This window comes from Ruegeria sp. AF8 (genome assembly GCF_056541825.1).
Genome location: NZ_JBQFYW010000026.1, coordinates 1 through 11,287, shown reverse-complemented (window position 1 = coordinate 11,287; position 11,287 = coordinate 1). Strand labels below are relative to the sequence as shown.

Genomic DNA, 11,287 nt, shown 5'->3' with positions numbered 1-11,287 from the left:
TACCTATATTGGTGGTATCCGCATTCACTTTTCACACCCCATCTGGGCTCGTGGGTGGTGCGGACAATCAAAGGATCAAAATGATGTCTTTCAAAGACCTGACGACCAGAGCGGCTGCCGCACTGAAGGAAAACGATGCGGACGCACCGAAAAAAGAAACGACGTCGGAAGGGCCTGACACCGTCCCCGAAAAACCAAAGCCTAAACCTCAAAGTTAATAATACCCTGCCGGGAGTAGGTGGCTTGTTCTTGTCTGCATCTCCGAGCGAGCGGTATCAGCAAAGGAGAACTACCCAAATGGACCAGATAGTCAGCAAGACAATCGCAGTCTTTTCCAGGCCGTTTACTTTCCCTGGCTTCGACGAATTACTCCCGGCAGGCGAATACGACATAGAAACAGAGCTTTCCGCACCACCAGATTATTCGGACCCAGAAGCCTGGAAGGCATCAGTACTAATCTGTCTGCATCCACGGAAATCTCACCCCGGTCTGGCGCGAACCTTGACCGTTTCTCTTGCTGATTTGGACTGTGCACGCGCAAAGGACAAGTTGTCTTCAAAGCAGTTGTCGCAGTTCCTGCTCGACCAACTTTTGGCCGATCCGATGGTGCAACTGATCATGGAAGCTGATGGTGTGTCTGAGACTCAACTTCGGCACCTCTACTCGGGCTCGTTCATTTCTGAAGCAGACGACAAATCATCAAGCCAACGAGCCCCACGGCAAGTGTGCGGAAGCGACTCTCGGTATGCATTCGCTGTCCAAGCTGCCGAGAATGAAGGAATGCCGGTTCGTCCTAATAAAACCCCTCGGATTGCAGGCCGCCCGATAGGACGGACTGAAATGGGCAGCTCATTCAAACTCAAAGCGTAGGGCTCGGAACTTTCTTTTCCAGCCGCGGAGTAAACCAAAACAGAAATCGAGGCTAAGAACTGATGGAAGACCCCGACAACGAAACAAATGCGATCATGGCTCGCGCTCAAAATGACGTGCCGCAGGAACGCCCGTGCCTTCGTTGCAGAACTCCGTTCTGGAGCGAAGGATTCGGAGAACGGATTTGTCGGCGCTGCAAGGGGTTGAGCGCGTGGCGAAATGGCGTATCGGTAAGCCCCGGGTTAACTCGGCGTCGCTGATAACCTGACGACGGTCTTACCAGCTTTTCTGATCATATCTCATTTTATCTTATTGGTGCTGACCCAGCCCGCTGACCCGGGCCTTTTAACGTGGAACCCGACCGGTAATCGGTGCTGAAGACGAAGCGTACGCGCGGTTTGGACGCGAACCGTTCTTCTGCGTAGTGATATGGGCTCAAGCCGCCGAATGCACACACTTAGACCATGCCAGTATTCATAATTGGACAGCAGGCATTCACGCCGCTTGTACTATTCGATGGTCAGCGCGGTGCTGTTGCTTGGGTGCGGAGGGTGGATCGGAGTGCATAATATGCCAAGAGTCCAACTACCCGCAGTCACCCCAAAAACCAGAGCTTGGAACAAGGGGCGGATCATCGGTCAGAAACGACCGCTACTCCCAAAACAGGTCTGGGCGATCCGTGCACGGCTCGAACTTGCTGGAAATCTGCGTGATCTCACAATGTTCAACGTCGCGATTGATAGCAAGCTTCGCGGCTGCGATCTGGTCAAACTCGCTGTGACTGATCTTGTCAAAGACGATCGCGTCCGTGAACGTGTTTCGGTGATCTAGAGCAAAACCAAGCGATCTGTTCAATTCGAACTGACGGAAAACACGCGAGAAACTGTATTGGTATGGGTAAATTCGCCGGAAATGTTTGCTAGCCGGTTCATGTTTCCAAGCCGATTCCATGATCGACCACACATCTCGACGCGACAGTATGGCCGGCTGGTTCGAGACTGGGTGACCGCAATCGGATTGGAACCGAGCGGATATGGCACGCATTCGCTTCGCCGAACCAAAGCAGCTGAGATCTACCGCAAGACAGGAAATCTCCGGGCGGTCCAACTTCTGCTCGGGCACACAAAAGTCGACAGCACCGTGCGATACTTGGGCGTTGAATTGGAAGACGCGCTAAGCATTGCAGAACGTATAGACATCTGAGACAGTTTGGCGAGCGGCGTTGTCGGTCGCCAATCCATAGCGGTTCTAGTTCTTTTGCGCAGGGGTGGGACGTAGCGAGCCCTGAGCGGAAGTGTCAAAATCTTGTTGCGTGCGCTCGCAGCACAGATTTCTCGGCACAGGCGCAATTTACAAGGTGCGGGACCGAGCGGCCATTTGATTGCGCCGCGAGTACTTGTGCAGAAGCGGCGCGAAAATCGCTGCTTTGCAGCCAATGTCGTCAGGCCAGTCATTCATAGTCACGAGGAAGCCTTGATCACATACTCCTCTTTCACCTCACTCAGGCCCGACAATTGAAACGCGGACATAAACTGCCACCCGCTGCTAGTCTGGCCCCAAATCGACACAACAAAAAACTAATACCAGACAATTTCTTTCGGTAGTTCACCAGGGATCTTGGTCACCGGCAGTTTCAAAAACTATCTGCCCTGGTGGAGCTAGCGTTGCGACGAGGGAAACTTCCTTGACTCTATGCTGGCTAAGGACCACTAAAGTGCATTGGTGAAAATTACTCGTCGCCGCGATGCTGCCGGCTTCGATGATCCAATGGCCTTCAGACTAACTGTAGCATGTGCCCCAGCACAGGAACGGGTTTCGCTGGGGTCTTCGTGATGAGCTCGTTCCTCGCAAGCTTTCGCAACTGTGACCTGACAAGCCCCAGTCATCGCGAGACCCATGAAAGAAGGCGCCGTATGAACAACACATGGCTAATAATTAGCGTGCTTGATGCTCGATAGATCAGGTCTCAGGCTCCGTTTCAATCAGTCATTCATCGTGTTTTCGCGCCGCTTTCTTTGCCTGATCCCGACCCTTTTGGTGCCGCTCTCAGGAACGCAGCTTCCTGCCCAAGTCGCAGGCAATGCCGACGGATCGGTATGTGACGAAGGTTTCGAAAACAAGAACGGATCGTGCCAAAGAGCAAACGCACCTGAAAATGCGCATTTGACCGGCAGTTCCTATGGTTCAGGTTGGGAATGCAACCATGGATTCCAGCGTGTTGGAGATCTTTGTGAGGAAATAGCAGTTCCTAAAGACGCATATCTTGCATCGACCGGAGATCGATGGGAGTGCAATCGGCTCTTCCGACGAGTCGGGGACAAATGCGAAGAAGTGATTTCACCTCAGAATGGGTACGTCGAAACCAGGTTTGGCGTGCAGGAAATACACTGCAACTGGGGATTTCGTAAGGAAAGCCAGGATTGTGTTGCGATTAATGTTCCAAGCAACGGCCGTCTGACTGACAAAAATAGCGTGGATGGTTGGCTATGCCTCAGAGGTTACAGGGCAGCGGAGAGCGGCTGTGAGCCTGTGGCCGTTCCACTGCATGCATACCTTGCGCCTGAAACCTACTCTGGATGGAAATGTGAACGTGGCTTTCGCGCGAAACAGGACAGGTGCGTTGCGATCCTTGTCCCTTCAAATGCTCACTTGAATCGGAGAGGTGACGGTTGGGAATGCAATCGGCCGTACACACGACAGAATGACAAGTGCACCGAAACTGTGCCGCGACAATAGGTTAATGGAAACCAATACCGCCTGAAATATCCGGAAGGACCAAGCCGTGAACCACAACTCGATTGACGAAAATCTGGGTAAAAGGCTCAAAGCCGAAAGGGCTCGTCGCAGATCCTACGGGATTAAAACATCTATTGCGTTAGCAGTGTGTGTTGCGGCCATAATTGTGGTGGTGTTTCTCTGATGCGCAAAAATGCCCCTCAAGTAACCCTTCACGGTCCAAAGATATCAGTTCGTGGTCTGGAACAAAGAGCATTTCAGGACCGCAGTGTTCGTAAGTCGCGGAACGCCGACGTATCAGGAGTGATTGAAGAAGAGTTCGGAAAGTACTTGATTAAGGCTGGTATTCTGAGCGGTAACAGCGTTGCGCGCGCATTCCCCAAGCCACCAGCCAAAACGCAGGCAATGATTGCTGATGCAGTTGGCGAAACACCAGCATTGGCCATTGAAGCATTAAAAGAAATTCTCGAAGAACGAGACAGGAAACGTAGCGGTCAACGCCGTTTGGAGGGAAACTCCGGCACCCTCGTTCCCAGTGATCGAGAATATGCCGAGGCATTGCGCCAGATCAGGCTAACCCCGGCGCAGGTCACAATGCTCAAAGCACTTACATTCGCCGGCAAGGAAGGTCTGACCATTGGTCACTTGTCTCGGGTCGCCGGTTACAAATCGCGCGAGGCGTCCGTCAAGGTCTTCAAGAAAATCGGGCTATTGATCGCAGAATACCTGGAACTCGAACTTCCCGAAGCCGGATCGGCACAGAATGATGGCGCCGCTCAGGTCCTGGCATTTTCTCACATCGAAAGTGACGATGAACCTGCGACTTGGATCATGCATCAGGAACTGCGCGATGCTGTTCGTTCGGTTCTATGACGCACGTTCCAGCGCCTGCCTTTGAAGCGAACTCTGGACCGGAACAAATGCATGAAAGGTTGCCCTCGTAGCTTATGCTGGAGAAAAAACCATACCCGCTCGACCTGATCTATGTACCTGTGAAACGTGCAAAAACACTTGATCAGCAAAAAGTCCTGTCGCTGGCCGAAGATATCCTGAAGAACGGCCAGAAGACCCCGATTCAAGTACGAGCGGACAACAAAAGGTTCGTGCTGATTGAAGGCCTTCACCGACTAGAGGCCATTCGCGCCCTCGGAGGAGACACTGTCGAAGCCTACTTGGTGCGTGCCAGGCTACACTAAACTCTTGTTGGGATTGGCGTTCGACAAAGCCTCGGAAAATGTCAGCAAGCGCTGACTTTCTTCATCCCAAAGATGCAATCGTGCACAGTGAAAGCTCTCATATAGAGTAATACGCTGGCAATTTTCCAACTCGGAATGGTCACGCAAAACTTCGTCTAGCCGATAAAAAGGTATGCGGCTGGCAAGGTGGTGAACATGGTGCACACCAATATTGGCAGAGAACCACCGCAAGATGCCTGGCAGGGCATAGTGAGAACTTCCATAGAATGCGGCGTTCTGAAGATTCCACACCTCTTCCCGCTCCCAGGTCGTGTGTTCAAACTGGTGTTGAATATAGAATAGCCAAATACCAATCGACGCGGCGACAATCATGGTTGGCAGGAATACATAAACCAGTACATCCAGGCCTCCGGTCCAAAAAATAGCAGCCAGGACCACCGCAATCGCGGCGTTTGTTCCCATTGCACTTGCCCAATACAGCCAGCCTGACCGCATGAAACCAAAAGGCAAGCGATTTTGAAGAAAGAACGTGTAGACCGGTACGATACAGAACAGGAAGAAGGGGTTCCGGATCAACCTGTAAGCGGCACGACCGGCCCACTTTCGCTTCAGGTATTCCTCTACGGTCAACGTAGGGATGTCGCCCATACCACGCCGATCAAGGTTGCCGGTTGAGGCGTGGTGAATCGCATGGCTTTGCCGCCAGACGTCATAAGGTGTGAGGGCGAGAACACCCAAGACCCGACCTGTCCAATTGCAAACGGTACGGTTTCTAAAGAATGATCCGTGACCACAATCATGCATGATGATGAAGAGACGCACCAGAAATGCGGCGTTCAGGATGGCCAGTAGAACAGTGACCCAGATACTAAGGGATAGCGCAAACCACGCTGCGCCCCATAGCGCGAAAAAGGGGATGACAGTGATTGTCAGTTCAAAAACGCTACGCTTCGTATCGGGCACACGGTATTGCGCGAGCGCCCGGGTCAATTCCTGCTGTTGCAACTGACTTGTTCTCCAACGGCACTTAGGAACCCTCTGAGCAAACAGGCACCCCAGAAGGGTGCCCGTAAAAGGTCAGGCCAGTGCCAGATTGGCGGCGCTGTCGCGTCCGTCACGGCCAGCTTCGACGTCGAAGGTAACCTTCTGGCCGTCCTTCAATTCGCTGATGCCGGAACGTTCAAGTGCTGAGATATGCACGAACACATCGCGCTTACCGTCTTCAGGCTCGATGAAGCCAAAACCTTTGGTCGAGTTGAACCATTTTACTGTGCCATTTGCCATGGTGGAAGTCTCCTAATACATGTCGCCCGCATGATTGCGGCGACTCGGCGTGGTCGGTCTGAATCGAAAGACTGAACGCCGAATTGAGGAGACAGCAGGTCGAAAAAGAAAAACGTAAGCCTAGTGTATATGGACTTCGAGTACGCACGATACAAGCCTTGATACAATGGAAAGCAACAGAATATCTGAGTCTGCCTAGCCCAATTTGGGACAAAGATAAGCAGAACCATTGCTCTGCGTTTCGGAAATCAGAGGTCGACTTCTGATAAAACTTGCCGACTGCGTATGTAGCAAATTGATTGCTCAGGCACGGCAGGTAGGGCTCACTGTCCGAAATCGCCGCGTGCTTCAAGAACACCGCGGCGACGCACAAATGTTCATTGATTGATTGAAACATTGCTAAATCAACGAGTTGACCTCTCTAACGAACGGTAGATTCTGCGTGGCCCGAATCTTGGGTCATGCTGCGTTGGCATAGGGCGACTGCGAGCCTCAAAATGCCATTAGTAGGTCCGTATCTGCGCAAGCATCGGGCAAGAAACGTTCCCGATGTTACAGTTGGCCGTAAGTTCATTCAGGGCGGCCTCCAATCGCTTAAGTTCGATTATCTTCATACGCACATTGGAGATATGAAGCTCGGCCAGTTCCTTAACGGATTGGCAATCCTCGCTATCACCTTCGGACAGGTTGAGAAGCACCTTTGCATCGGCAAGCGAAAAACCCAAGTCTCGGCACTTCCTTAGAAAACAAAGCCGTCCCACATCGTGCGCAGAGTACATGCGTCGATTATTCGATGCCCTTTCTGGTTTCGGCACGATCCCTTCGCGTTCGTAATAGCGGATAGTTTCAATTCCGACACCGCTTTGCCGGGATGCCTCCCCAATCGCAAACATGTGAGATTTCCTGTCTTGATCCTGTAGTGGCTACAGAAGTTATACGAGAGGTTGTTGTCTCTACAACTCCGCGCGACGTAGTCCATCAGGGAAACAGAATGCAGAAGTACCTTAGCCTCAGCTATTTGGGATCGCTATCAGCGCTTGGCGTCGCGACTTGCTGCGTTTTGCCCATGATGATGATGTTACTGGGGCTGGGCGGCAGTTGGTTGGCAATCTTTGGGAAGGTTGCGGCAGCGAGTTACTATGTGCTGACGATTTCAACGGCGCTCGTCGCGATATCGTGGCTGGTATCTTATCGGCGCGGTTCCTTACCGACGTTAAAATGGCGGCTTGCAGGAACGACTCTAATCACCGGCGTGGCTTGGGTCGTTGTGTTTAACGAGGCACGGATTAACGATTACCTGATCATGCAGATGTGAGACTATGACAAAACAAACTGTAGTCCTAGAAAGCACCCTGATTTGCCCGAAGTGCGGCCACAGCGAAACCGAGCAAATGCCAACGGATGCTTGCCAGTGGTTCTATGAATGCAAGTCATGCAAAACAGTTTTGAAGCCGTTGGAAGGCGACTGTTGTGTTTACTGTTCATATGCCACGGTCCCGTGTCCACCAATTCAGCTAGGCGATAGCTGTTGCGGATGAAGTGAAGGACGGCTTTGTTGAGCGAACTGTGAGCTGCCGCCGCGAGCGTCGCTGCTATTTGCATGAATGACAGTTCTTTCCGCTGCTTGGCCGCACAAGATATTCGGCAGTTGCAATGTTGTTACTGCTGCAAGCGCATGCAGCAATAAAATCCAGGGTACAGGTTGGGCTCATACGGTGAATTCACCGCCCCAAGTCGGAAAGCGACCTATTAGACGGCGAACGATGCCGGCTCATCTTTGCAGTCCGGAAAACGTGAGCATTTGCAGGTGGTTAGGCCGAAAGTGCGATGTCCAGGTGAAAGGTCGCTCCCAAATCGGGACGAGGTCGCAGGTCGCTGCGGCACCGCAAGGCGGCAAAGAAACCAACCTGATCATCGGATGCACCGCAGCGAATGGCTGCATTCAGGCGGTTGGGCTTCCAGTCAGCGGCATTTGCTTCCGCTGACTGGTATCATTTGAAGCTTGCTTACTGCAATTGCAGGTTTTCGGCAGAAGACTTGCCGCGCATCCGGTCTTCTTTCAGATCGAAGCCGACTTTTGCGCCTTCTTTCAGGCCGTCGAGGCCGGAGCGCTGAACAGCGCTGATATGAACAAATGCGTCGCCGCTGCCGTTATCCAGCTCGATGAAGCCGTAGCCTTTAGTTTCGTTGAACCATTTTACTGTTCCGGTCGTCATGAGAATATCCTTTCAATGACAGATGCGCCCGCCGGGATTGGCTGGGCTGCTTGCTGCAATCAGGCAGCAGTTTGGGGGAACTCACCAATATTGGAGAGCATTCGCAAAAGACCGTCCTGCGCCTGAGCGGGTTCGATCTTGTATTGTTGGTGTCCGTTCCGCTGGCGCGTTGCGTGGTTGATCACTCGCGGTTTTGGCGACAGTATAGTTTGGGCAGCACTGGGCTTTTGTGGCTTTGCAACCCGACTGCATTTCACAGGCTCGTCTTGCGCTTCTGAGCCGCGTGGCAGCCTGTTGCCAATCAGCTTTTCAATATCCCGCAGGAGGGACATCTCTTCGCGATCACACAGCGAAATCGCGGTGCCGGTTCTGCCTGCGCGGGCCGTCCGACCGATGCGATGCACATAGGATTCCGGCACATTCGGAAGCTCGTAATTCACCACATGGGACACATCGTCGATATCGATCCCCCGTGCGGCTATATCAGTGGCCACAAGGACGGTGGTCGCGCCCGACCGGAACCCCGCCATGGCGCGTTCGCGCTGTGGCTGACTTTTGTTTCCATGAATGGCGGTGGAGTTGATCCCGGCAGCAATCAGGTGCTTGCAGACGTTGTCCGCGCCCCGCTTCGTGCGGGTAAATACGACTGCGCGATGCACGTCCTTGTCCGACAGAATATCCGCCAGGACACGGCGTTTGTCCTGCTTGGCCACATGCCTGACGCTCTGCGCAATGCGTTCAATCGGCTTTGAAACAGCCGCCACCTGAACCTCTGCCGGATCGCTCAGGAAGTCATCGGCAAGCACTCTGATCTGTTTCGGCATCGTTGCCGAAAGCAGCGCCGTCAGCCGTGTTTCGGGCAGCTTTTCCATGATCTTGCGAATGCTGGGCAGAAAGCCCAAATCCAGCATCTGATCGGCTTCGTCCACCACAACGGCTTGGGTCGCGGACAGATCGATGACGCCTGTGCCAAGGTGGTCGAGCAAGCGACCGGGCGTTGCCACCACGATGTCCACACCACCGCTGAGGGCTTTGATTTGTCCGCCGGGACGCATGCCACCGACAACAAGCGTCGCCGAAATCTGGCTGAACTGGCTGTAAGCGCGGATGTTGTCCACGATCTGCGCCGCAAGCTCGCGCGTGGGCGTCACGATCAGGGCCTTGCACTGTTTCGGGATAGGTTTTGATTTCTCACGCTCAATCCGATGCAACAGGGGCAATACGAATGAGGCGGTTTTTCCCGTGCCGGTCTGGGCAATGCCGATCACGTCGCGCTCAGATTGAAGCAGCGGTATGACCTTGGCCTGAATGGGCGTGGGGGTCGAATATCCTTGAGCCTTGATGGCTTTCAGGATGGGCTCGGCAAGGCCGAATGTGTCAAATGTCGTCAATAGCGTTTGGTCTCGTGCCATACATGCGGTTCACCGCCATCGGCACTTGGTCTCTCTAATCTACTGGGAAGCTCGTATGAAATAGCCGCCGTCGTTTCTGTGCTCTCATGGAGCTATTCAAGACAACGATCTGGGGATCACGGGCGAGAATACATTGCCGCTGATCTGGTCATCCACACGCGGTATTGCGACTCACCTACAGGGCAAAGATTAAGAAAGCAACAACTCATTTCAGAGCAGACGTCGACTCCCGGTTCCGTTCTTGCTCGATGGGAATGGGAATAAGATCGAGTGGCCCAAAACCGCGTAGGCGCAACTGCGAGAATTGTGGGCTTGAAAGGTCAATATTGAGCTCTGACGTGAAGGGGACGAGATAGGTACTGGCATCGAAACCATTGAAATTTATGCCTTCAGCCTTCAGCACCTTGAAGATCTTGCATGTAGCCGAGATAAAAATCGGCATAAGATCGAGGTATGCTTGATCGTCGGGGTATCTGTGCTGCGAACGGAAAGCGCGGATTTCTGGCAGTCCCAGTTGAGCATCGATCACCATGAACCGATTGGTCGCTTTCGCACCTTTCACAGAGACGTCCAGATATGGCGATGCACGCGAAGGGTCGAGGCGTGCGTCCAGATCGTCCAATCTTACATGATGGGACATTAGGATAGGAGCGCCGTGAGCCGCCGGGTGGCTGGCGAGCAAAAAGGACGCGCCGAGCCAGGGTTCTATTCCACCTCGCTCAAGGTGCAGGCGTCGCTTCAGACTCGTGAAGAGCGGGTGATCGCAGTGATGGGTTGCGTTTCGTATGGCTATCATCAGGGCGGTATCGCCATGATCGAAATAGGGAAATAGTTTCTTTGAAACATCATAAAGCGTATGGAACGCCTCAAGCTTCATCTCGAAGCCACTATCGACATTATCAATCGCTTCTTCGGCGTCGATCTTGAACAGCTCGCCAAAACGCATTTGCGCTTCAACGTAAATTCTCATGCTGTTTGCGAGCTTGCTGACCGCATTCTCGATGATTTTGCTGCTATCCAAAGGCTTATCCTTGCCGATACTCGGCTTGTCAGGCGTTTGTTTCCATCGCGGATGATTTAGAAAATAGGGCGTGCGCAATTCGATCTGCGAACCAGCTGGGTGGGTGTGCCGCCTGTGGAATCGCTCGATAGTTTCGATTGATGCTTTCTACTTTAAAGCGACACTGGCTGCTACCCCGCCGAACGGCTGCTTCGTCCTGTCTCTACAAGGCCCCCACGTGTTGTGCTGCTTCACATCTCGAAGGGCGGCTTTGGAGCAGCGGCGTTGCTGCACCCGGCGAAGCGGAGCGCCAACAAAGGGCCGCATCGCAGACGCTCCGCAGCTCGAAATGCTGCGCCCCGTGTCCAGTGGCCGTTTCGGGGAATGCCGCCGCACAGCACCGACGAAGGGGTCTGTTCCGGCTGGGGGCAGAATGACACCCTAAGAGTTTTCGCGATGACGTTTCATAATGTCGAGCACAGTGGGGTCTGTTCCGGCTGGGGGCAGAATGACACCCTAAGAGTTTTCGCGATGACGTTTCATAATGTCGAGCACAGTGTTTTTGCTGATACC

11 protein-coding genes and 1 pseudogene are annotated in these 11,287 nt (G+C 53.2%); 6 read left to right on the top strand and 6 right to left on the bottom strand.

The window, feature by feature from the left end:
• Window positions 1–297 precede the first annotated feature (297 nt).
• The 4 genes and pseudogenes from ACR0AO_RS22785 to ACR0AO_RS22770 all read left to right on the top strand — a co-directional run bounded on the left by ACR0AO_RS22785 (window position 298) and on the right by ACR0AO_RS22770 (window position 4,802).
• A complete protein-coding gene (locus tag ACR0AO_RS22785) occupies window positions 298–870 on the top strand; it encodes a hypothetical protein (RefSeq protein WP_480608797.1) in 573 nt (190 codons plus the stop codon).
• A 570-nt stretch (window positions 871–1,440) separates the two neighbouring features.
• Window positions 1,441–2,073, top strand: a pseudogene (locus ACR0AO_RS22780) (tyrosine-type recombinase/integrase).
• A gap of 1,716 nt (window positions 2,074–3,789) precedes the next feature.
• Window positions 3,790–4,479, top strand: coding sequence for a hypothetical protein (locus tag ACR0AO_RS22775; RefSeq protein WP_480608796.1), 690 nt, complete (start codon window positions 3,790–3,792; stop codon window positions 4,477–4,479).
• Window positions 4,480–4,553: 74 nt separating this feature from the next.
• Window positions 4,554–4,802: a ParB N-terminal domain-containing protein gene (locus ACR0AO_RS22770; protein WP_480492265.1), complete on the top strand. Its 249-nt coding sequence runs from the start codon at window positions 4,554–4,556 to the stop codon at window positions 4,800–4,802.
• Here ACR0AO_RS22770 and ACR0AO_RS22765 read toward each other — a convergent pair.
• The 3 genes from ACR0AO_RS22765 to ACR0AO_RS22755 form a co-directional block, all read right to left on the bottom strand.
• Window positions 4,794–5,807: a fatty acid desaturase gene (locus ACR0AO_RS22765; protein WP_480608794.1), complete on the bottom strand. Its 1,014-nt coding sequence runs from the start codon at window positions 5,805–5,807 to the stop codon at window positions 4,794–4,796. The two genes, ACR0AO_RS22770 and ACR0AO_RS22765, sit on opposite strands and share 9 nt — an antisense overlap.
• Window positions 5,808–5,879: 72 nt before the next feature.
• The gene (locus tag ACR0AO_RS22760) at window positions 5,880–6,086 is read right to left on the bottom strand and encodes a cold-shock protein (RefSeq protein WP_170430361.1); all 207 of its coding nucleotides are present in this window, start codon (window positions 6,084–6,086) and stop codon (window positions 5,880–5,882) included.
• Between the two features lie 503 nt (window positions 6,087–6,589).
• Window positions 6,590–6,979, bottom strand: coding sequence for a MerR family transcriptional regulator (locus ACR0AO_RS22755; RefSeq protein ID WP_480492262.1), 390 nt, complete (start codon window positions 6,977–6,979; stop codon window positions 6,590–6,592).
• Window positions 6,980–7,077: 98 nt separating this feature from the next.
• On the opposite strand from ACR0AO_RS22755, the gene ACR0AO_RS22750 reads away from it, so the two are divergent.
• Complete coding sequence (locus tag ACR0AO_RS22750) at window positions 7,078–7,401, top strand: hypothetical protein (protein WP_170499188.1); 324 nt, start codon at window positions 7,078–7,080, stop codon at window positions 7,399–7,401.
• 4 nt (window positions 7,402–7,405) lie between these two features.
• Window positions 7,406–7,624 carry a GDCCVxC domain-containing (seleno)protein gene (locus ACR0AO_RS22745; protein WP_237217120.1) on the top strand — a complete coding sequence of 73 codons (219 nt, stop codon included), beginning with the start codon at window positions 7,406–7,408 and terminating at the stop codon, window positions 7,622–7,624.
• A gap of 468 nt (window positions 7,625–8,092) precedes the next feature.
• On the opposite strand, the gene ACR0AO_RS22740 is transcribed toward ACR0AO_RS22745, so the two are convergent.
• The 3 genes from ACR0AO_RS22740 to ACR0AO_RS22730 all read right to left on the bottom strand — a co-directional run bounded on the left by ACR0AO_RS22740 (window position 8,093) and on the right by ACR0AO_RS22730 (window position 10,813).
• Window positions 8,093–8,302 carry a cold-shock protein gene (locus tag ACR0AO_RS22740; RefSeq protein ID WP_480608792.1) on the bottom strand — a complete coding sequence of 70 codons (210 nt, stop codon included), beginning with the start codon at window positions 8,300–8,302 and terminating at the stop codon, window positions 8,093–8,095.
• Window positions 8,303–8,361: 59 nt separating this feature from the next.
• On the bottom strand, window positions 8,362–9,714 hold the full coding sequence (locus ACR0AO_RS22735; protein WP_480608791.1) for a DEAD/DEAH box helicase: 1,353 nt from the start codon (window positions 9,712–9,714) through the stop codon (window positions 8,362–8,364).
• A 205-nt stretch (window positions 9,715–9,919) separates the two neighbouring features.
• Window positions 9,920–10,813, bottom strand: coding sequence for a hypothetical protein (locus ACR0AO_RS22730; protein ID WP_480608789.1), 894 nt, complete (start codon window positions 10,811–10,813; stop codon window positions 9,920–9,922).
• Window positions 10,814–11,287 lie beyond the last annotated feature (474 nt).